At 41.5% G+C, this 19,865-nt stretch carries 26 protein-coding genes; all 26 read left to right on the plus strand.

Annotated features, from left to right (window positions below; translation table 11 throughout):
• Window positions 1-3: 3 nt before the first annotated feature.
• The 26 genes from flgD (at window position 4) to rpsB (ending at window position 19,862) form a co-directional block, all read left to right on the plus strand.
• On the plus strand, window positions 4-471 hold the full coding sequence (gene flgD, locus ABEV15_RS05410; protein WP_498852580.1) for a flagellar hook assembly protein FlgD: 468 nt from the start codon (window positions 4-6) through the stop codon (window positions 469-471).
• 13 nt (window positions 472-484) lie between these two features.
• Complete coding sequence (locus ABEV15_RS05415; protein WP_498852581.1) at window positions 485-847, plus strand: TIGR02530 family flagellar biosynthesis protein; 363 nt, start codon at window positions 485-487, stop codon at window positions 845-847.
• Between the two features lie 82 nt (window positions 848-929).
• Window positions 930-1,751, plus strand: coding sequence for a flagellar basal body rod protein FlgG (gene flgG / locus ABEV15_RS05420; protein WP_498852582.1), 822 nt, complete (start codon window positions 930-932; stop codon window positions 1,749-1,751).
• A gap of 44 nt (window positions 1,752-1,795) precedes the next feature.
• Entirely contained in the window at window positions 1,796-2,023 is a 228-nt protein-coding gene (locus ABEV15_RS05425) for a flagellar FlbD family protein (RefSeq protein ID WP_429631813.1), read from the plus strand.
• 1 nt (window position 2,024) lies between these two features.
• Window positions 2,025-2,438, plus strand: coding sequence for a flagellar basal body-associated protein FliL (gene fliL, locus ABEV15_RS05430; protein ID WP_429631948.1), 414 nt, complete (start codon window positions 2,025-2,027; stop codon window positions 2,436-2,438).
• A 31-nt stretch (window positions 2,439-2,469) separates the two neighbouring features.
• On the plus strand, window positions 2,470-3,468 hold the full coding sequence (gene fliM, locus ABEV15_RS05435; protein WP_498852583.1) for a flagellar motor switch protein FliM: 999 nt from the start codon (window positions 2,470-2,472) through the stop codon (window positions 3,466-3,468).
• Window positions 3,458-4,624 (plus strand): flagellar motor switch phosphatase FliY, encoded by a 1,167-nt coding sequence (fliY, locus tag ABEV15_RS05440; RefSeq protein WP_498852584.1) that lies wholly within the window; start codon window positions 3,458-3,460, stop codon window positions 4,622-4,624. The genes fliM and fliY overlap by 11 nt, the downstream gene beginning before the upstream one ends.
• Before the next feature lie 19 nt (window positions 4,625-4,643).
• Window positions 4,644-5,003, plus strand: coding sequence for a chemotaxis protein CheY (gene cheY / locus ABEV15_RS05445; protein WP_003394872.1), 360 nt, complete (start codon window positions 4,644-4,646; stop codon window positions 5,001-5,003).
• Window positions 5,004-5,015: 12 nt separating this feature from the next.
• Window positions 5,016-5,648 carry a flagella biosynthesis regulatory protein FliZ gene (gene fliZ / locus ABEV15_RS05450; protein WP_429631817.1) on the plus strand — a complete coding sequence of 211 codons (633 nt, stop codon included), beginning with the start codon at window positions 5,016-5,018 and terminating at the stop codon, window positions 5,646-5,648.
• Window positions 5,641-6,306: a flagellar type III secretion system pore protein FliP gene (gene fliP, locus ABEV15_RS05455; RefSeq protein ID WP_429631819.1), complete on the plus strand. Its 666-nt coding sequence runs from the start codon at window positions 5,641-5,643 to the stop codon at window positions 6,304-6,306. The genes fliZ and fliP overlap by 8 nt, the downstream gene beginning before the upstream one ends.
• Window positions 6,307-6,320: 14 nt before the next feature.
• Window positions 6,321-6,590 carry a flagellar biosynthesis protein FliQ gene (gene fliQ, locus ABEV15_RS05460; RefSeq protein ID WP_498852585.1) on the plus strand — a complete coding sequence of 90 codons (270 nt, stop codon included), beginning with the start codon at window positions 6,321-6,323 and terminating at the stop codon, window positions 6,588-6,590.
• Window positions 6,587-7,366 (plus strand): flagellar biosynthetic protein FliR, encoded by a 780-nt coding sequence (gene fliR / locus ABEV15_RS05465; RefSeq protein WP_429631823.1) that lies wholly within the window; start codon window positions 6,587-6,589, stop codon window positions 7,364-7,366. Before fliQ ends, fliR begins: the two co-directional genes overlap by 4 nt.
• 1 nt (window position 7,367) lies before the next feature.
• Window positions 7,368-8,450 (plus strand): flagellar biosynthesis protein FlhB, encoded by a 1,083-nt coding sequence (flhB, locus tag ABEV15_RS05470; RefSeq protein ID WP_498852586.1) that lies wholly within the window; start codon window positions 7,368-7,370, stop codon window positions 8,448-8,450.
• Window positions 8,451-8,480: 30 nt separating this feature from the next.
• Entirely contained in the window at window positions 8,481-10,517 is a 2,037-nt protein-coding gene (gene flhA, locus ABEV15_RS05475; protein WP_498852587.1) for a flagellar biosynthesis protein FlhA, read from the plus strand.
• On the plus strand, window positions 10,514-11,614 hold the full coding sequence (flhF, locus tag ABEV15_RS05480) for a flagellar biosynthesis GTPase FlhF (protein WP_429635260.1): 1,101 nt from the start codon (window positions 10,514-10,516) through the stop codon (window positions 11,612-11,614). The genes flhA and flhF overlap by 4 nt, the downstream gene beginning before the upstream one ends.
• Window positions 11,611-12,480: a MinD/ParA family protein gene (locus ABEV15_RS05485; protein WP_498852588.1), complete on the plus strand. Its 870-nt coding sequence runs from the start codon at window positions 11,611-11,613 to the stop codon at window positions 12,478-12,480. Before flhF ends, ABEV15_RS05485 begins: the two co-directional genes overlap by 4 nt.
• A 12-nt stretch (window positions 12,481-12,492) precedes the next feature.
• Window positions 12,493-13,563 carry a protein-glutamate methylesterase/protein-glutamine glutaminase gene (locus ABEV15_RS05490; RefSeq protein ID WP_498852589.1) on the plus strand — a complete coding sequence of 357 codons (1,071 nt, stop codon included), beginning with the start codon at window positions 12,493-12,495 and terminating at the stop codon, window positions 13,561-13,563.
• A 14-nt stretch (window positions 13,564-13,577) separates the two neighbouring features.
• Window positions 13,578-15,581, plus strand: coding sequence for a chemotaxis protein CheW (locus ABEV15_RS05495; protein WP_498852590.1), 2,004 nt, complete (start codon window positions 13,578-13,580; stop codon window positions 15,579-15,581).
• Between the two features lie 25 nt (window positions 15,582-15,606).
• On the plus strand, window positions 15,607-16,038 hold the full coding sequence (locus ABEV15_RS05500; protein ID WP_498852591.1) for a chemotaxis protein CheW: 432 nt from the start codon (window positions 15,607-15,609) through the stop codon (window positions 16,036-16,038).
• 7 nt (window positions 16,039-16,045) lie between these two features.
• The gene (locus ABEV15_RS05505) at window positions 16,046-16,681 is read left to right on the plus strand and encodes a chemotaxis protein CheC (RefSeq protein WP_498852592.1); all 636 of its coding nucleotides are present in this window, start codon (window positions 16,046-16,048) and stop codon (window positions 16,679-16,681) included.
• Entirely contained in the window at window positions 16,674-17,174 is a 501-nt protein-coding gene (locus ABEV15_RS05510) for a chemotaxis protein CheD (protein WP_429631841.1), read from the plus strand. The genes ABEV15_RS05505 and ABEV15_RS05510 overlap by 8 nt, the downstream gene beginning before the upstream one ends.
• The gene (locus ABEV15_RS05515; RefSeq protein ID WP_429631843.1) at window positions 17,174-17,488 is read left to right on the plus strand and encodes a hypothetical protein; all 315 of its coding nucleotides are present in this window, start codon (window positions 17,174-17,176) and stop codon (window positions 17,486-17,488) included. The genes ABEV15_RS05510 and ABEV15_RS05515 overlap by 1 nt, the downstream gene beginning before the upstream one ends.
• 37 nt (window positions 17,489-17,525) lie before the next feature.
• On the plus strand, window positions 17,526-18,257 hold the full coding sequence (locus tag ABEV15_RS05520) for a FliA/WhiG family RNA polymerase sigma factor (RefSeq protein WP_429631845.1): 732 nt from the start codon (window positions 17,526-17,528) through the stop codon (window positions 18,255-18,257).
• Window positions 18,258-18,291: 34 nt separating this feature from the next.
• The gene (locus ABEV15_RS05525; RefSeq protein ID WP_498852593.1) at window positions 18,292-18,549 is read left to right on the plus strand and encodes a hypothetical protein; all 258 of its coding nucleotides are present in this window, start codon (window positions 18,292-18,294) and stop codon (window positions 18,547-18,549) included.
• Window positions 18,550-18,559: 10 nt separating this feature from the next.
• Window positions 18,560-19,015, plus strand: coding sequence for a hypothetical protein (locus ABEV15_RS05530; protein ID WP_498852594.1), 456 nt, complete (start codon window positions 18,560-18,562; stop codon window positions 19,013-19,015).
• Between the two features lie 139 nt (window positions 19,016-19,154).
• Window positions 19,155-19,862 carry a 30S ribosomal protein S2 gene (rpsB, locus tag ABEV15_RS05535; protein WP_004891029.1) on the plus strand — a complete coding sequence of 236 codons (708 nt, stop codon included), beginning with the start codon at window positions 19,155-19,157 and terminating at the stop codon, window positions 19,860-19,862.
• The last annotated feature ends 3 nt before the right edge of the window (window positions 19,863-19,865 follow it).

A 19,865-nucleotide genomic window follows, 5' to 3' on the forward strand; every position in this document is an offset into this window, starting at 1 on the left:
CATATGACTGCGATCGATCCAAGTTTGCTTTTATCGCAACGCCAAGTCGCGCAGCGTGAAACAGGGAAAAGCTCGTTAGGAAAAGATGATTTTTTGAAAATTTTAATTACTCAATTGCAACACCAAGATCCGCTCAATCCGATGGAAGACCGGGAATTTATTTCACAAATGGCAAACTTTTCATCACTTGAGCAAATGGTCAATATGTCAAATATGATGAGCAAGTTTATTGAGACACAAACGGGTACATCGGAAAAACTTACAGGCACATTAGATGCATTGCAAAAGCTTATCCAGCAACAGTCTGCGCCGTCGCTTGCACAATATAGTGAATGGATCGGCAAGACGGTAACATGGGATGAAAAAAGCGGTGTTGTTCAAGCGGTCGTTCAAAAAGGAACGGATATATGGTTAGAGCTTGAACAAGGAGAAACGGTGTTAGCCTCTCGCGTCACAAAAGTGTCGCAATAAAGGAGGTGAGAAAATGAATCGCATTCAATTTTTTCCGCACACCCCGTTGATTCCGGCGAAAAAACAGGCGGCTGTCCAAACAGAGCAACAATCGTTTCGCGATGCGCTTATTGAAGCAGGAAAAGGGCTAAAAATAAGCAAACATGCGCAACAACGTTTGCAAGAGCGAAATATTCACATTAACGACGAACAGTGGGCGATGATTGGGCAAAAAATTGTAGAGGCGAAACAAAAAGGGGTGCGCGATTCACTCGTCATTACAAATGAAGCTGCATTAATTGTGAGCGCTGTGAATGAAACGGTCATTACTGCAATGGATCGCAATGAAGCACAGAGCCAATTGTTTACAAACATTAACGGAGCCATTATTATATAAGGCTGGACCTTTACAGGAAGCCTTTGAGCGTGCGGAATGACAGAAGCCGCTCATTTAAAATGATGAGAAAGGGAGAGGTTTTATGCTACGTTCTATGTACTCTGGAATCGGAGGAATGAAAAATTTCCAAGTGAAATTGGATGTAATAGGAAATAATATTGCTAACGTAAACACATATGGTTTTAAAAAGGGACGTACTATTTTTAAAGACTTAGTTAGCCAACAAATTTCAGGAGCAAGTGGTGCGTCAGGAGGGAAAGGTGGAGTTAATCCAAAACAAGTGGGTCTAGGTTCTCAATTATCAGTTATTGATACAGTGCATACTCAAGGTAGCTTGCAAACAACAGGCCGCGTTCTTGATTTGGCGATTTCTGGAGATGGATTCTTCGTTGTTGGAAATGTAGCAACTCCACCTGGTGCTGCCACAAATTTAGCATATACGAGGGCGGGGAATTTTTATCTTGATCAAAATGGAGATATTGTAAATGCGGATGGCTTGTATTTGATAGGACAAGTAAGTAATCAAATTGGAAAAATTAACATTCCTACAGACGCTAAAAGTTTTAGCATCGGTGCAGATGGAACAGTTAGTTATGTGGATGCTTCAGGGAACTTGAGGACTGCTGGGACAATACGTTTAGCAAAATTTAATAACAATGAGGGACTAGAGAAAGTAGGGCAAAATCTTTATCGACCAACAACAAACTCTGGTGCAGCGGTTGATACCCCTCCGGGACTGAACGGAGCAGGAATACTAGTCCCAGGTACGTTAGAAATGTCCAACGTTGACCTTTCCGAAGAGTTTACGGAAATGATTGTCGCGCAACGCGGCTTCCAAGCAAACACGCGCATTATTACAACATCGGACGAGATTTTACAAGAATTAGTTAACTTAAAGAAATAATAAGGGAGGGGGGGCACTAGGCTCCGTCTAGTGCCCGCATACATATGATTACATTAACGCGGTTAAATGGAAAACAATTCACACTAAACGCGATATACATAGAACAAGTTGAAGCGTTCCCAGACACGACCATTACGTTAACGAATGGCAAAAAGTTTGTCGTGCGGGAGTCTGTTGAAGATGTTATGTTATTAGTAGAAACGTTTTATCGTAACATTTCTGTTCTCGGATTAAGGAGAGATGCGGAGGGATCCGACGTTGAAGGACAATAAAATGTTAAAAATTATGCTTATTGTCATGGGGGGTATTACGCTAGTTAGCGTCGTCGCGCTTGTTGTCGTTATGAAATTTATGGGGAATGATGAACCGAAAGAGCCGTCGGTCGATGAAATTGTTGCAAGCTCGTTTGACGTGCCCGAAATGATGACGAATTTAATGGATGGTAGCTTTATTAAAATTGCGTTTAAAATTCAAACAGATAGCGAAAAGGCAAAAGAAGAAGCAGAAAAACGCGATTTTCAAATTAAAAGTATCATTATTGAAGAGCTGTCAGAAATGACGGCGGAGCAGTTTAAAGGAAAGCAAGGAAAACTTCTTTTAGAGAAAAAACTGCGCGAACGCATAAACGAGCTTATGCAAGAAGGAAAAGTTGAGAAAATTTATATAACCTCCTTTATTCTCCAGTAAATAAAATGAATAGGAGTAGGAGGTGAGAACGGTGTCAGGAGAAGTTTTATCGCAAAGTGAAATAGACGCCCTGCTTGCAGCGCTATCCGCGGGAGAAATGAGCGCTGATGAACTGAAAAAAGAAGAAGCAGAAAAAAAAGTGAAAGTATACGACTTTAAACGGGCATTGCGGTTTTCTAAAGACCAAATTCGCAGTTTGACGCGCATCCACGAAAACTTTGCCCGATTGTTAACGACGTTTTTTTCCGCGCAGTTGCGCACATATGTGCAAATTTCTGTCGCATCGGCTGACCAATTGCCATATGAAGAATTTATTCGCTCCATTCCGAAAATGACGATTTTAACAGTATTTGAAGTCCCGCCTCTTGATGGGCGCGTACTGTTAGAAGTCAATCCTAATATCGCCTATGCGATGCTTGATCGCGTACTAGGTGGCAGAGGTGTGAGTTTAAATAAAATTGAAAATTTAACAGAAATTGAAACGAAAATTATGTCCAATTTGTTTGAAAAAGCGTTCAGCAACTTGCGCGAAGCGTGGGAATCTGTTGCGGACATCGATCCGATGCTTACAGATTTTGAAGTGAACCCGCAATTTTTACAAATGGTATCACCGAATGAAACGATCGTTGTCATTTCGTTAAATACGCAAATTGGCGATACGAGTGGAATGATTAATATTTGTATTCCGCATGTGGTGTTAGAGCCAATTATTCCGAAATTGTCTGTCCATTATTGGATGCAAACGCAAAAAAAAGAGCGTGAACCAGGAGAAGTTGCAACGCTACAAAAGCGATTAAAGCAAACGAAAGTGCCGATGATTGCGGAACTTGGCACATCGACCATTTCCGTACAAGAGTTTCTGCAACTTTCCGTTGGCGATGTGATTCAGCTTGATCAAACGGTGCGCGATCCGCTTATTATTAAAGTAGGAGACGTGCCGAAATTTATCGGTCAGCCAGGAAAAATGAATAAACGATTAGCCGTACAAATTTTGGATGTCATAAAGGGGGAAGACGGCGATGATGAGTGACGATATGTTATCTCAAGATGAGATTGATGCGTTGTTGCGGGGAATTGAAGAAGACCCGATGCCGTCTAGCACAATGTCGATTGATGAAGTGTTGACGCCGATTGAACAAGATGCGCTTGGTGAGATCGGGAATATTTCGTTTGGCAGTTCAGCGACAGCGTTATCGATGTTACTAAATCAAAAAGTTGAAATTACGACGCCGAACGTTTCGCTTATTGAGCGTGCGCGCATCGCTGAAGAGTTTCCGCATCCGTACGTTGCGATTCAAGTCAGCTATACCGAAGGATTTTTAGGAACAAATTTACTTGTCATTAAACAATCTGACGCTGCGATTATCGCAGATTTAATGATGGGGGGGGATGGCACAAATCCATCCGCCTCTATGGATGAAATTCAATTGAGTGCTGTACAAGAAGCGATGAACCAAATGATGGGTTCGGCTGCGACGTCGATGTCGACGATCTTTAGCAAAAAAGTTGATATTTCCCCACCAAGCTTGCATTTGCTTGATTTGTCAGAAGGCGAAGGATTTGAATATTTGCCGCCGGACGATGTACTTGTTAAAGTATCGTTCCGTTTAAAAGTAGGCAATTTAATTGATTCGAATATTATGCAACTGTTGCCAATTCATTTTGCGAAAGAATTAGTCGAAAATTTATTAAATCCGTATAGTACAAAGACCGAAACATCAGCTACAATAAATACGAACGAGCCACGCCAAACAGCGCCATCCGCACAAACGAAACCAGCACAAACGAAACCAGCGCCTTCATCGGCTCAACAAACGCAAAAAGAAGCTCCTCAACATTTTGGGACGGGAGCCGTGCAGCAGCCTGTCAACGTCCAGCCTGTTGCTTTTGCGAGTTTTGAACCAGCGCCATTGCCAGAGGCGGAGTCGCGCAATCTTGATATGTTGCTTGACATTCCGTTGCAAGTGACGGTAGAGCTTGGGCGAACGAAGCGTTCTGTGCAAGATATTTTAAGTTTATCTTCAGGATCGATTATTGAGCTTGATAAACTGGCTGGTGAGCCGGTTGACATTTTAGTGAACAATAAATTGATTGCCAAAGGTGAAGTGGTTGTCATCGATGAAAATTTCGGGGTGCGGGTGACAAGCATTATTAGCCAGAGCGATCGGTTAAACAAATTACGATAATTCGGGAGGTTTTTGGAGAATGGCGAGAATTTTAATTGTTGATGATGCAGCATTTATGCGAATGATGATTAAAGATATTTTAACGAAAAACGGACACGAAGTTGTAGCTGAAGCAGCTGATGGGGCGCAAGCGGTCGAAAAATATAAAGAGTTTCGTCCAGACTTAGTAACGATGGATATTACAATGCCAGAAATGGACGGCATTACGGCGCTTAAAGAAATTAAAAAAATTGATAGCAACGCCAAAGTCATTATGTGTTCGGCCATGGGGCAACAGGCGATGGTTATTGATGCGATCCAAGCAGGAGCAAAAGACTTTATCGTCAAGCCGTTTCAAGCGGATCGCGTCATTGAAGCGATTAATAAAACGCTCGGTTAGAGGTGGAATTCATTGCGCTATATTCGCATCATCATGTTGTGCGCATTCGTTGTTCTGCAAGCAGTTTCTCCTGCTTTTGCAGAACAAACGAATAGCGTAAAAGAATGTTTAGAGCATCCAGAAAAGTGTAAAGAGCAACAAACGAACGATACAAAACAAAACGAAAACGAAACGATTGTCCAGCCGTCTCCGGTCACGGTTTGGGACTTTATTAAACTCATCGTTGCAACGGCTTTTGTTATATTTTTGTTATATGCGCTTTTAAAATGGTTAAATAAACAAAACCGATTTTATGAGCGAAAAGGGCTCATTCAACATTTAGGCGGGGCAAGTTTAGGAACGAATCGAACGATTCAAATTGTAAAAGTCGGTCGACGCGTATTTGTTGTCGGTGTAGGAGAATCTATTCACTTATTAAAAGAAATTACCGATGAACAAGAAATTGAAGAACTGCTTAAGCAACATGAAGCGCGTCTTGATTCGTTGCTTGATACGAGCGTATGGAAATCGCTCCAATCGCTTTTGCAACGAAAAACGAACGAATCCCGTTTTCGCCAGTTGTTCGATCGGGAGTTACAACAGTTGGCGGATGAGCGAACAAAAGCGATGAGAGCGCTAGAAAAAGAAAGGGATCGACATGAATGAAGTGATGCAATTTTTTAACAATAGCGCACCCGAAAATGTAGCGACATCTGTGAAGCTGTTATTGTTGTTAACCGTCTTATCGATTGCGCCAGGCATTTTAATTATGGTGACATCGTTTACGCGCATCGTCATCGTCCTATCGTTTGTTAGAACAGCGCTCGGTACGCAACAAATGCCGCCAAACCAAGTGATCATCGGGCTATCGCTATTTTTAACATTTTTTATTATGGCACCGACGTTTCAACAAATTAACCGCGATGCATTACAACCATTATTTGATGAAAAAATTAACTTAGAACAAGCGTATGAACGAGCGGAAGCACCGTTGAAAGAATTTATGAGCAAACATACACGCCAAAAAGATTTAGCGTTATTTTTAAGCTACGCAGGGGCGGAGCAGCCGAAAACGGTGAAAGACATTCCGATGTCAGCGCTTGTGCCAGCTTTTGCGATTAGTGAACTAAAAACAGCTTTTCAAATAGGCTTTATGTTATTCATCCCGTTCTTAGTCATTGATATGATTGTCGCTAGTGTATTAATGTCAATGGGGATGATGATGCTGCCGCCGGTGATGATTTCGTTGCCGTTTAAAATTTTATTATTTGTTCTTGTGGACGGTTGGTATTTAGTTGTGAAGTCATTATTAGAAAGCTTTTAAAGTAGGTGGGAAAAATGAGTCCCGATTTTGTCATTCAAGTGGCCGAACGAGGCGTATATATGGTGCTTGTGATATGTGGTCCGCTCATGTTGCTTGCCCTTGCAGTTGGATTGTTTGTCAGCATTTTGCAAGCGACGACGCAAATTCAAGAACAGACGTTGGCGTTTGTACCGAAAATTGTTGCGGTACTCATCGGCCTTGTGTTTTTCGGGCCGTGGATGCTTTCACGGATGGTTTCGTATGCGTACGATATTTTTAGCAATTTAAGTAAATTTGTAGGATGAGACGTATGGAGCTATACACATATTTGCCAACTTTTTTGCTCGTTTTTGCGCGCGTCGCTTCCTTTTTTGCAACGATGCCACTTTTCTCTTATCGAAACGTACCGAACGTTCATAAAATCGGTTTTGCCTTTTTTGTTAGCTGGTTGATGTTTTTAGCGCTTGATCCAAAGCCATTGGATATTGACGGAACGTATATGATGCTGCTAATGAAAGAAGTGCTTGTTGGGCTTTTGATTGGTCTTGTTGCATTTATCATTATGTCGGCCATTCAAATTGCAGGCGGACTCATTGATTTTCAAATGGGGTTTGCGATTGCAAACGTCATTGACCCACAAACAGGAGCACAAAGCCCGTTAATGGGACAATATTTATATACGATCGCCTTATTTTTTTTGCTAGCCGTCAATGGACATCATTTGTTGTTAGACGGTATTTTTTATAGCTACCGATTCATTCCGCTCGACCATCTGATTGCTTTTGAAAACGGACAAATCGCAGAACAAGTTGTTCGTTTGTTTCAAGCGATGTTTGTCATCGCGTTACAAATGGCGATTCCGATTGTCGGTTGCTTATTTTTAGTAGATGTAGCGCTTGGCATTGTGGCGCGAACCGTTCCGCAAATGAACATTTTTGTCATTGGGCTACCTGTGAAAATTATCGTCAGTTTTGTTTTGTTTGTCGTTGTGTTTTCGAGCATGTTCGTCGTCACGAAGCATTTGTTTGAACTCACCGTTATGTCGATGCGCGTCATGATGAAATTATTAGGAGGAACGTAATGTGAGCTGGCTGTCGGTTGACTTGCAGTTTTTTGCTGACGAAAAAACAGAAAAAGCAACGCCGCGAAAACGGCAAGAAGTACGCAAAAAGGGACAAGTAGCAAAAAGTGCTGATGCGACCGCTGCCTTTTTAATGCTCGTCGTTTTCCTTATTCTTTCCTTTTCTTCGGACGTGTGGGGAAATGCGATTATACGGCTATTTTACCAATCGTTTCAACATTATTTTTTCATGGACGTCACGATCGATTCTGTGCAGCTTATTTTTGTTGACCTCCTTCGTCAGATGGCGGTGCTCGTTGGTCCGATTTTTTTAGCCGCCATTGCTGCTGTCCTGTTTGCAAACTTTGTGCAAATCGGGTTTTTATTTACGACTGAACCGTTGCAAATGAAACTAAGCAAACTCGATCCGATTCAAGGATTTAAGCGCATCTTTTCACTGCGTGCGCTCGTGGAATTGTTAAAATCGATTTTAAAAGTGTTATTTGTTGGCGTTGTGACGTTTTCTGTTTTATGGATGCACATGGGCGATATTTTATCGCTGTCGCATAAATCGATTGGCGCGATTGCGGCAACGCTTGGACGTTTAACGATTCAAATGGGTCTTGCTGCTTCTGTCGCTTTACTCCTTCTTTCCTTGTTCGATTATTTGTATCAACGGTATGATTTTGAAAAAAATATTCGTATGTCAAAGCAAGAGATTAAAGACGAGTATAAAAAGATAGAAGGTGACCCGCTCATTAAATCGCGCATTAAACAGAAGCAGCGAGAAATGGCGATGCGTCGAATGATGCAGGAAGTGCCAAAAGCGGATGTCGTCATTACAAACCCAACGCATTTTGCAGTTGCGTTAAAGTATGATGAACAGCAAGCAGACGCTCCGATTGTTGTTGCAAAAGGGGCAGATTATATGGCACAAAAAATAAAAGATATCGCTAAAAAACACGATGTCATGATCGTTGAAAATCGCCCGCTTGCCCGCGCACTATATGATCAAACAGATGTCGGAATGGTCATTCCGGAAGCTTTTTTTAAAGCGGTGGCGGAAATTTTAGCGTACGTCTATAAAATGAAAAATAAACTTTAATTTTATGTATGCGAACAGGAGAGAACGTTTATGTCGGCAAGGGACTTATCTGTATTAATTATGGTTGTATTAATTATAGCGATGCTCATTATTCCTCTACCATCGTGGTTGCTTAGCGTCCTCATTATCATTAATATTTCTCTTGCGTTGCTCGTTCTCTTAACATCGATGAATATGAGCGAACCGCTCCAATTTTCGATCTTCCCTTCGCTTCTTCTTTTGCTTACATTATTTCGCCTCGGTTTAAACGTTTCAACGACTCGTGCTATTTTAAGCAAAGGGGAGGCAGGCGGGGTTGTTGAAACGTTTGGAACGTTTGTTATTGGTGGAAACGTTGTTGTCGGTTTTGTCGTCTTTTTAATTTTAATTATTATTCAATTTATCGTCATTACAAAAGGAGCGGAGCGCGTATCCGAAGTAGCAGCGCGCTTTACGCTTGATGCGATGCCAGGAAAACAAATGAGCATTGATGCTGATTTAAATGCTGGAATCATTTCTGAACAACAAGCGAAAGAGCGGCGGGAAAAAATTGCTCAAGAAGCTGATTTTTATGGCGCGATGGACGGTGCAAGTAAATTTGTCAAAGGTGACGCGATCGCCGGCATTATTATCGTATTAATTAATATGTTATTTGGCATGGTCATTGGGGTTGTACAACAAGGTATGGATATAGGTGAAGCAGCGAAACGATATACGTTGTTAACGGTTGGTGATGGAATTGTTAGCCAAATTCCTGCATTATTAATTTCAACTGCAACAGGTATCGTTGTCACTCGTGCTGCTTCAGACGACAACTTAGGTGCCGATATTACGCGACAACTACTTGCGTATCCAAAAATGTTATACGTTACAGCAGGAACGATTTTTTTACTCGGATTGTTGACCCCGATTAACGACTTGTTAACGATCCCAATTGCTGCTTTGCTCGCTTTTGGCGCACATCAATTTACAAAACAAGAAAACGTGCCACAAACCGCAACCGAAGAGACAGAAGAGGAAATAGAAATGGATCAAATGAAAAGCCCAGAAAGCGTCGTTAGTTTATTAAGCGTCGATCCGATTGAGTTTGAATTTGGATACGGGTTAATTCCGCTTGCGGACGCCAATCAAGGCGGAGATTTGTTAGACCGCATCGTTATGATTCGCCGTCAGCTCGCTTTAGAGCTTGGCATTGTCATTCCTGTTGTTCGCATTCGCGATAACATTCAACTGCAACCGAATGAATATCGTTTAAAAATTAAAGGAAATGAAGTGGCACGTGGCGAGTTGTTGCTTGATCATTATTTGGCGATGAGTCCCGGCATTGAAGATGATTCGATCGAAGGAATCGATACGGTTGAGCCAGCGTTCGGCTTGCCGGCAAAATGGATTTCTGAAGAAATGAAAGAGCGAGCTGAAATGTTTGGATATACAGTTGTTGATCCGCCATCTGTCGTATCGACGCACATAACGGAGCTGTTAAAAGCGCATGCCCATGAATTGCTCGGCCGTCAAGAAACGAAGCAGTTAATCGATCACGTGAAAGAATCGTATCCGATTTTAGTCGAAGAAGTGACACCAAATCCGTTGTCGGTTGGTGATATTCAAAAAGTACTTGCAAATTTATTGCGCGAAAAAGTATCGATTCGCAATTTGCCGGTCATTTTTGAGACGCTTGCGGATTTTGGGCGAATGACGACAGATCCAGATTTGTTAACTGAATACGTTCGTCAAGCGCTCGCTCGTCAAATTACGAGCCAATACGTTGTAGAAGGTCAGCCGCTACGCGTCATTACGTTATCAGGAAAAGTCGAAAAAATGATTGCAGAAGGAGTACAACAAACGGAGCACGGCAATTATTTAGCGCTCGATCCAGTCGTTTCGCAAGCGATTATTGAAGCGATTGCCATGCAAATTGAACAATTTCCGTTTCAAGATCAATCGCCAATTTTACTTTGCTCACCGGCTGTGCGCATGTATGTGAGACAATTAACGGAACGATATTTCCGTCACGTTCCGGTATTATCGTATAATGAACTTGAAGCAAATGTGGAAGTTCAAAGCGTTGGGGTGGTGAATATCGAATGAAAGTAAAAAAGTTTGTTGCTTCGTCTATGCCTGAAGCGATGAAAATGATTCGAGCCGAGCTCGGGAATGATGCTGTGATATTAAATTCGAAAGTTGTGCATAAAAAAGGGTTTTTAGGTTTATTTTCCCGAAAAAATATCGAAGTGATTGCTGCCGTTGATCCGAAACCAGCCACTCCGCCTGTTCAAAAAATAAAAGAAAAAAGAAAAGAGCGCACAGAACCAATGCGTGATGAGCAGCTATTAAAAGAAATTCACGAATTAAAAGCGACGATTCATCAGTTGTCACAAGGGGGGGGAATCTATCCAACTCCGTTAAAAGCGATCGATGGGCATTTAATCGATCAAGAAATAAGCGATGATGTGCGGGCGATGTTTATGGCTCCGTTGTTGCAACGATGGTATACGTCTGGAGCAAATGCGCCTTATGAAGAAGTGAAGCAATGGCTTCATGAGGAAATTATCAAAACATTGACCCCCCTTTCGTTTGGTGGGATTTCATTTGAAAAAAAATTCGTCAATGTTGTCGGGCCGACAGGGGTTGGCAAAACGACAACGCTTGCGAAAATGGCCGCCGGTTGCGTCATTAAATATCGGAAAAAAGTCGCGTTTATTACGACTGATACGTATCGTATTGCAGCGATTGACCAGCTGGAAACATATGCCAAAATTTTGGATGTACCGCTTGAAGTATGTTACAATCTCGATGATTTTCGTCAAGCGAAAGAAAAGCTGGCATCATACGATATTGTATTTATTGATACAGCTGGGCGGAATTTCCGAAACGCCCAATATGTGAACGATTTGAAAAAAATGATTGATTTTAATGAAGAAATGGAAACGTTTCTTGTATTATCACTAACAGCAAAATGGCGGGATATGAAAGACATTTATACACAGTTTTCGCTCATTCCCATTCATAAATTTATTTTCACGAAAGTCGATGAAACGAGTCGACATGGTGCGATGTTAAATATGATGGTTCAATGTGGCATTGGGGCGGCGTATATGACGCATGGGCAAAACGTGCCAGATGATATTGTTGAAGCTACTCCACAGCTTGTTGCAAATATGATTACTGGGGTCGAGCAGCGATGATGAGAGATCAAGCCGAAAGCTTACGTTTACGCGTGAAAAAAATGCAGCACGGGGCAGAAACGAAAACGATTGCCGTATTGAGCGGCAAAGGTGGCGTTGGCAAGTCGAACGTTTCGTTAAACTTTTCATTAGCGCTACGTCAACGCGGAAAAAATGTATTGCTTTTTGATATGGATATTGGCATGGGAAACATCGATATTCTACTTGGACAAACGTCATTTCATACAATTATCGATATTTTTCGTCTAAATGTCACCATTCATGATATTATAAAAACAGGACCAGAACAGTTATCGTTTATTGCAGGGGGAACGGGATTAACGGAAATTTTTCATATGGATGAGCAAAAAGTCGAATATTTTATTGAACAATTGCAACTCGTTTCCGAGCAATACGATTACATGATTTTTGATATGGGAGCGGGCATGTCTGAAGATCGTCTTCAACTGTTGAAGGCAGTTGATGATATTTTCATTGTAACAATACCTGAACCAACTGCCTTGACAGATGCGTATGCAACAATGAAATACATTCATGTAGCGGCTCCCCAACTTCCTATTTATGTGCTAGTCAATCGGGCACGTTCAGACAAAGAAGGAGTAGAAACGCTACAACGTTTAAAACAAGTGGCGAAACGTTTTTTAGGAAAAGAACTACATGCGTTAGGTTATGTACCAGAAGACCGAATAGTAAGCACTGCCGTCATTCGCCAAACGCCTTTTATTTTGTTTGACCCAGGCGCGAAGGCGAGCAAGGCGCTTGTACAAATGGCAGATCGCTATTTAGCAAATGAAGAACATGAAGAACAGGCGAAACGTCCGTTTCATTTTTTTGCAAAATTGCGTCAATACTTTTTAGAAAGGTAGGTTATCATCGTTGTGAATAAAGCAAAAGTGCTTGTCGTTGATGACTCTGCTTTTATGCGAAAATTAATTAGCGACTTTTTGTCAGAACATCCGCGATTGCACGTTGTTGGCACAGCACGTGACGGACAAGAGGCGTTACAAAAAATTGAGCAACTAAAACCTGATGTTGTAACGTTAGACGTTGAGATGCCTGTCATGAACGGGCTCGAGACGTTAAAGCATATTATGCAAAAACAACCGCTTCCTGTCGTTATGATTTCAAGTACGACGAAAGAAGGAGCGGAAAATACGATTTTAGCGCTTCAATACGGGGCGGTTGATTTTATTGCTAAGCCTTCGGGAGCCATTTCACTAGATTTATATAAAATTAAAGATAAAATGATCGAAAAAGTACTTTTAGCAAGCGAAGCGAATTTGCGGACAGTGAAGGCGAAGCAAAAAATGTCTATGTTGTCGCAAAAGCAATATAGCAAAATAGAGGTAAGTGAACGACAAAACGTAAGCGGGAAGAAAAAAATTATTGCGATTGGGACATCCACAGGGGGACCGCGTGCGCTTCAGCACGTGCTAACGAAATTTCCGGCAACTATTGACGCACCGATTTTCATTGTTCAACATATGCCGAAAGGATTTACAAAATCATTAGCAACCCGTTTGGACTCATTAAGTAGCATCCGTGTCAAAGAAGCAGAAGACGGTGAAATTGTTCAAACAGGAACAGCATATATTGCTCCAGGTGGAAAACATTTATATGTTAAACGCGTCGGCACATCGCTTGCCATCCATCTCGATGAAGCGGCACCGCGAAACGGACATCGCCCTTCCGTTGATGTCATGTTGGAATCGTTAAGTGCGCTTACAAATTACGAAAAAGTTGCGGTCATTATGACAGGAATGGGGTCAGATGGCACAGCGGGGCTAAAGCAGTTAAAGGCGTCTGGCAAGACGTTTGTTATTGCAGAATCTGCTGAATCATCCGTCGTATTCGGCATGCCAAAATCCGCAATTGCTGCAAACGTTGTTGATGAGATCATTCACGTTGATGACATTGCTGAAGCGGTAATGAAGCACGTACAAGTTTGAGGGGGATAGGAACCATGGACATGAGTCAATACCTCGAGGTGTTTATTGATGAAAGCAAAGAACATTTACAAACGATTAACGAACAGTTGTTAGAACTTGAAAAAAATCCGGATGACGTGTCGATCGTTAATGAAATTTTTCGTTCCGCTCATACGTTAAAAGGAATGTCGGCAACGATGGGATTTGAGGACTTGGCGAATTTGACACATCAAATGGAAAATGTCCTTGATGCGATTCGCAACGGGAAAATTGCTGTAACACCAGAATTGCTTGACGTCATTTTCCGAGCTGTTGACGATTTAGAAGCGATAGTCGTTTCCATTGCAGAAGGCGGCGATGGAAAGCGTGACGTAACAGATGTCGTTGCGCAGTTAAAGCAAATTGAAAAAGGAGAAGCAGTCGTTGCTCCGAAAAAAAGCGCCCCAACATATGAACAAACATATGACGAATTTGAGTATACGATTTTAAAACAGTCAGCTGAACAAGGGTTTCACAGTTATGAAGTGAAGGTGAAGTTGCGCTCGGACTGTTTATTAAAAGCTGCCCGTGTATTTATGATTTTTGAAGTCATTGAACAAATCGGAGAAGTAATTAAATGTGTTCCAACGGTTGAAATGCTAGAAGCTGAACAGTTTGATGATCAATTTGTTGTTACGGTTGTGACAAAAATATCAGAAGATGAATTGCAAAAGCGCATGATGAAAGTATCTGAAGTAGAAGAAGTATTTGTCCAACCGGTTGACTTATATAGACCTGTTGCACAAGAACAGCTGATGGAGCAAAAACAGAAAGAAGAGCAAAAAACGGTCGAGCAAGCTGTCGAGAAAAAACAAGAAGGACAAGAAGAAAAAGCGACCGGAAAGCAAGTAAGCAACAAAACGATTCGCGTCAATATTGAACGTCTTGACGTATTAATGAACTTATTTGAAGAACTTGTTATTGATCGTGGTCGACTTGAACAAATTTCTCGCGAGTTAAACAATCCAGAGTTACATGAAACCGTTGAACACATGTCACGCATTTCAGGGGACTTACAAAACATTATTTTAAATATGCGCATGGTTCCTGTTGAAACTGTATTTAACCGTTTCCCTCGCATGGTTCGCCAATTGGCTCGCGATTTAGGAAAGAAAATTAATCTTGAAATTATCGGGGCAGAAACAGAACTCGATCGTACGGTGATTGACGAAATTGGCGATCCGCTTGTCCACTTGTTGCGCAACGCCATCGACCATGGTATTGAAACACCAGATGTGCGTCGGGCGAAAGGAAAACCGGAAGAAGGAACGGTGAGGTTAAAAGCGTATCATAGCGGCAACCATGTATTTATTGAAATTGAAGATGACGGTGCTGGCATTAGCCGCGAAAAAGTATTAAGAAAAGCAATAAGCAAAGGTATTATTTCCGAGCAAAGTGCAGCGAATTTAACAGATAAACAAGTATATGAACTTATTTTTGCTTCAGGTTTTTCGACAGCGGATAAAGTATCTGACATTTCAGGACGCGGCGTCGGATTAGACGTTGTAAAAAGTACGATTGAGTCGCTTGGTGGATCGGTATCGATTGACTCGGAAGAAGGAGTCGGCTCTGTCTTTTCGATTCAGCTACCGCTCACATTATCGATCATCTCTGTCATGCTAGTTGAAATTCAAAACGAAAAATATGCGATTCCGTTGTCATCGATTATCGAGACGGCCATTGTGAAAAAAGAAGACATTTTACATGCTCATAATCAAAAAGTCATTGATTTCCGTGGCAAAGTTGTTCCGCTTTTATTTTTAAAAGATATTTTTGAAGTACCGGTCATCAAAGAAGAGGACGATTTCTTATCGGTCGTCATTGTGCGTAAAGGTGAAAAAATGGCCGGTCTTGTCGTCGATTCATTTATCGGTCAACAAGAAGTGGTGTTAAAATCGCTTGGCAACTACTTAACGTCCGTGTTTGCGATTTCTGGGGCGACGATTTTAGGTGACGGACAAGTCGCGCTCATTATTGATTGCAACGCGCTAATTAAGTAGGGGCAAGCGAGAGGGGGAATGAAATGTGGCTGAGCTGAAAGTAATCGTGTTCCAATTAAAAGATGAAGAATACGCTATTCCGGTTCAACAAGTGCGCTCGATTGAAAAAATTCAGCATATTACGCGCGTTCCTCGCGTTCCGAAATATGTGAAAGGCGTTATCAATTTGCGTGGAGTCGTTACGCCAATTATCGACTTGCGTATGCGTTTTGGATTAGAGGAAGCGGAATTTTCTGACCATACGCGCGTCATTATCATCGCGCTTGACGACATTGAAGTCGGCTTAATTGTTGATGCAGCAAACGATGTGATAGATATTTCGACAGAAGCGATTGAACCGCCACCGGAAGTAGTTGATGCAACAACAGCAGACTATATTAATGGTGTTGTAAAAATCGGAAAACGTCTATTCATTTTATTAAACTTAGAAAAAGTATTAAAAACAAAGAAAGGATAAATCGTCCATGTCATATTTTGAACGGATGGATGACGTCCATATGGACATACTAAAAGAAATTGGAAATATTGGTGCGGGTCATGCAGCAACAGCGCTATCGAAGCTACTGAATAAAAAAATTGAAATGACGATTCCCGATGCGCGCGTGATTTCATTTGATGACATGATGGACATTGTTGGAGGAGCTGACAATGTCGTTGCTGCCGTTTTTTTGCGCATTGAAGGAGATGCGCCAGGCAATATGTTTTTCGTATTATCAATTGAGCAAGCGGAACGATTTATTCAGCAAATGATCGGCGATGAGCAATTTCAACTAGAAAAAGATCGTTCCGAACTGTCGCTATCTGCCTTGCAAGAGCTTGGCAACATTTTAGCAGGCTCGTATTTATCGTCTTTATCAGATTTCACGCATTTAAAATTATATCCATCTGTTCCTGGGCTCAGCATTGATATGATCGGGGCGATTTTAAGCTACGGCTTAATCGAAATGTCGCGCGTCGGTGATCATGTTATTGTTATTAATACGGCTATTCATGAAGAACATCAACCGAATGATCGTGTAAGTGGCCACTTTTTCTTGCTTCCTGACCCTGAATCATTTCGTATCATCTTTCGGGCTTTAGGTGTGGACGATGATGAGTGAAATTGACCAAGTAGTGAAAGTCGGAATTGCTGACATGAACGTTGTAAAAGCGCCACATGTCATTCGGACGTGCGGACTTGGTTCGTGCGTTGGTGTCGTCGTGTACGATCAAGCGAAAGAAGTGGCAGGGATGGCGCACGTCATGTTACCTGATTCATCGTTAGCAAAATCTGACCAAATGAATGTAGCGAAATATGCAGACACCGCGATTGAAGAGTTAGTGCGGCGCGTCATCGGGGCAGGGGGACGAAACGGTCATTTAAAAGCGAAAATGGCTGGTGGTGCACAAATGTTTCAATTTCGTACAGGAGCGACAGATATGATGCGCATTGGGCCGCGCAACGTTGATGCTGTTCGCGAGCAGCTTCAACGGTTTCGCATCCCGATCGTTGCTGAAGATGTTGGAGGGAGTAGTGGACGGACGATTGAATTTCATCCGAAAACAGGCATGTTGCTCATTCGAACAGTAAATCAAGGGGTACGGGAAATTTAATGGCTGGTACATGGAAATTTAACGTTATTTTTGCTTTATTCGGCTGTATAATCGCCTTGTTTTCCTCATTATTGCAAAATAGCATATGGACGTCTACTATACGTGCGTTGATTGCATTTGTTGTTTTCTTTATTTTTGCTTTTATCATTCGTTGGATGATCGCATTTATTCAAAAAGATACATCAACGTCAAATGTCTCTTTCACACAATCAGACGATGTACATATCGAACAAATGATAGAGAGCCTAAACGAAGAAGAGCAGGAAAAAGTAGCAGAATATATTCGTCAATTATTAAACCGCGACGAAAAATAATTCAGCTTTTGAAACGTAGCTTAGGGGGGATGATATATTGTGCTGGCAAAAGTGGATAGACGTCCGAGATCGTGAAGCGGGCGACCAACTCATTGAAAAATATATGCCGCTTGTCGATTATCACGTACAACGTATTGCCTCATCCCTTCCGAAAAGCGTAAAAAAAGAAGATTTGAAAAGCTTAGCTTTATTCGGATTATACGATGCGCTAGAAAAATTCGATCCTTCACGTGATTTGAAATTCGACACGTATGCTTCATTTCGTATTCGCGGGGCCATTTTAGATGGATTGCGTAAAGAAGATTGGCTTCCGCGTAGCGTGCGGGAAAAAGCAAAAAAAATTGAAGCGACGATTGAACAGTTGCAACAAACATATATGCGTGATGTAAGTGCAAAAGAAGTTGCTCATGCATTAAACATGTCAGAAGATGAAGTATATGCTGTCATGAGTGAACAGTTTTTCGCCAATGTTTTATCGCTTGATGAGCGTCCGTTTGACGATGATGATGACCAAACATCGTTTACCATTCGCGATGATCAATCGCCGTCGCCAGAAGAACACGTTTTGCGTGAAGAACGAATTGCCCAATTAGCGAACGTCATTCAACAATTAAATGAAAAAGAGCAGCTCGTCATTAGTTTATTTTACAAAGAGGAACTGACGTTTACAGAAATCGGTCATATTATGGGGCTGTCAACGTCACGAATTTCCCAAATTCATGCGAAAGCTTTATTTAAAATGCGAAAACTGATTGAGCAAGCGATATGACAGTCCTTCATCATTTTATGAAGGAAGTGAGAACATGAGTTTGAAATTAGTCGAGTTACAAGTAGCGTTGCCGAAAACGCATGAGCTTGGAAAATGGCAAGAACATATGCTACAGTACGGACAGCTTGCTCAACAACAGCTTGCAGCCGAAATGAAAAAACAAGATGAGCGCATTCGGCAACAAGTGACGAAGACGGAACAAAGTGAACAGGCTAAATGGAAAAAGCAGTCTGAAAAAAAAGAAAAAAGCAAACATCCTTACAAAGGAACACATATTGATTTTATCGGATAAGAGGGATGATATGACGACGTTTTTATGGATGATTAGCTTCGTTTTGCACGGCATTTCGCTTTTTCTCATTATTCTTTTATCGTTAAAATGGATAAAAATTAAAGAAAATGAAAAAGAGCAAGCGGAGCTGATTCGCGAAATGGAAGCGATGATGACGACATATTTAATGCAGTTTAAAGAAGAAAATGAGCGATTTATTAAACAATTGACATCATCGCCTATTCGCCAAAAGAAAAAAGAAGCCCCTCCTTCTTTTCAAGAAGAACAAGTTTTGCTTCCAGTCGAGCAAGTTGTGGATCGGATTGAATTATCGACAACAGCACCGAAGAAAGAACAATCGGTTGAATCGCTCGTTTCTGAAGCATTAAAACTTCAACAACAAGGAAAGACGATCGAGGAAATCGCGAAGACGTTAAAACGTGGCAAGACAGAAATGGAGCTTTTGCTTAAATTTCACCAAAAGTAGTTGAATGTGTTTTTTAATTATGATATAGTTCTACTTGGTGTGAATACACACGCTCATCGATTTAAGCAACGGTGCTGCACTGCAGTCTTGCTTAAAAATGACATGAGCGGAGGAAAAAAACCGTCTAGGAGGATGAAAGATGTCTGTCATTTCAATGAAACAATTGCTTGAAGCAGGGGTTCACTTCGGGCATCAAACACGTCGCTGGAACCCAAAAATGAAAAAGTACATTTTCACTGAGCGCAATGGTATTTATATCATTGACTTGCAAAAAACAGTGAAAAAAGTAGAGGAAGCGTACAATTTCGTAAAAGAACTTGCGGCAAACGGCGGCAAAATTTTATTCGTTGGTACGAAAAAACAAGCGCAAGATTCTGTAAAAGAAGAAGCAGAACGTTCTGGTATGTTCTACGTGAACCAACGTTGGTTAGGTGGAACGTTAACAAACTTCGCAACAATTCAAAAACGTATTAAACGTTTAAAAGAAATCGAAAGAATGGCTGAAGACGGCACATTCGATGTATTGCCTAAAAAAGAAGTGGTAAAACTAAAGAAAGAATTAGAGCGTCTTGAAAAGTTTTTAGGCGGTATTAAAGAAATGAAAGAATTACCAGATGCATTGTTTGTCATCGACCCACGCAAAGAACGCATTGCCGTTGCAGAAGCTCGCAAATTAAACATTCCGATCATCGGAATCGTGGATACAAACTGCGATCCAGACGAAATCGACTACGTCATTCCTGCAAACGACGATGCGATTCGCGCTGTGAAACTTCTTACATCTAAAATTGCTGATGCAATTTTAGAAGCGAAACAAGGCGAAGAAGCTGTTGTCACAGCTGAGTAAGCA

Origin of the sequence: Bhargavaea massiliensis, from assembly GCF_050480245.1 — a bacterium.
In the GTDB taxonomy this organism is placed as follows: Bacteria; Bacillota; Bacilli; order Bacillales; family Anoxybacillaceae; genus Anoxybacillus.

Excerpts from the sequence above, each read along its gene's own strand:
- flgG (WP_498852582.1), top strand. The coding sequence starts at position 930 with ATGCTACGTTCTATGTACTCTGGAATCGGAGGAATGAAAAATTTCCAA.
- ABEV15_RS05425 (WP_429631813.1), top strand. The coding sequence starts at position 1,796 with ATGATTACATTAACGCGGTTAAATGGAAAACAATTCACACTAAACGCG.
- ABEV15_RS05485 (WP_498852588.1), top strand. The coding sequence starts at position 11,611 with ATGATGAGAGATCAAGCCGAAAGCTTACGTTTACGCGTGAAAAAAATG.
- ABEV15_RS05525 (WP_498852593.1), top strand. The coding sequence starts at position 18,292 with ATGAGTTTGAAATTAGTCGAGTTACAAGTAGCGTTGCCGAAAACGCAT.
- ABEV15_RS05530 (WP_498852594.1), top strand. The coding sequence starts at position 18,560 with ATGACGACGTTTTTATGGATGATTAGCTTCGTTTTGCACGGCATTTCG.
- fliQ (WP_498852585.1), top strand. The coding sequence starts at position 6,321 with ATGAGTCCCGATTTTGTCATTCAAGTGGCCGAACGAGGCGTATATATG.
- flgD (WP_498852580.1), top strand. The coding sequence starts at position 4 with ATGACTGCGATCGATCCAAGTTTGCTTTTATCGCAACGCCAAGTCGCG.
- ABEV15_RS05505 (WP_498852592.1), top strand. The coding sequence starts at position 16,046 with ATGTCATATTTTGAACGGATGGATGACGTCCATATGGACATACTAAAA.
- ABEV15_RS05510 (WP_429631841.1), top strand. The coding sequence starts at position 16,674 with ATGAGTGAAATTGACCAAGTAGTGAAAGTCGGAATTGCTGACATGAAC.
- cheY (WP_003394872.1), top strand. The coding sequence starts at position 4,644 with ATGGCGAGAATTTTAATTGTTGATGATGCAGCATTTATGCGAATGATG.
- rpsB (WP_004891029.1), top strand. The coding sequence starts at position 19,155 with ATGTCTGTCATTTCAATGAAACAATTGCTTGAAGCAGGGGTTCACTTC.
- fliL (WP_429631948.1), top strand. The coding sequence starts at position 2,025 with ATGTTAAAAATTATGCTTATTGTCATGGGGGGTATTACGCTAGTTAGC.
- fliR (WP_429631823.1), top strand. The coding sequence starts at position 6,587 with ATGAGACGTATGGAGCTATACACATATTTGCCAACTTTTTTGCTCGTT.
- flhF (WP_429635260.1), top strand. The coding sequence starts at position 10,514 with ATGAAAGTAAAAAAGTTTGTTGCTTCGTCTATGCCTGAAGCGATGAAA.
- ABEV15_RS05415 (WP_498852581.1), top strand. The coding sequence starts at position 485 with ATGAATCGCATTCAATTTTTTCCGCACACCCCGTTGATTCCGGCGAAA.
- fliP (WP_429631819.1), top strand. The coding sequence starts at position 5,641 with ATGAATGAAGTGATGCAATTTTTTAACAATAGCGCACCCGAAAATGTA.
- fliY (WP_498852584.1), top strand. The coding sequence starts at position 3,458 with ATGATGAGTGACGATATGTTATCTCAAGATGAGATTGATGCGTTGTTG.
- ABEV15_RS05495 (WP_498852590.1), top strand. The coding sequence starts at position 13,578 with ATGGACATGAGTCAATACCTCGAGGTGTTTATTGATGAAAGCAAAGAA.
- ABEV15_RS05515 (WP_429631843.1), top strand. The coding sequence starts at position 17,174 with ATGGCTGGTACATGGAAATTTAACGTTATTTTTGCTTTATTCGGCTGT.
- flhA (WP_498852587.1), top strand. The coding sequence starts at position 8,481 with ATGTCGGCAAGGGACTTATCTGTATTAATTATGGTTGTATTAATTATA.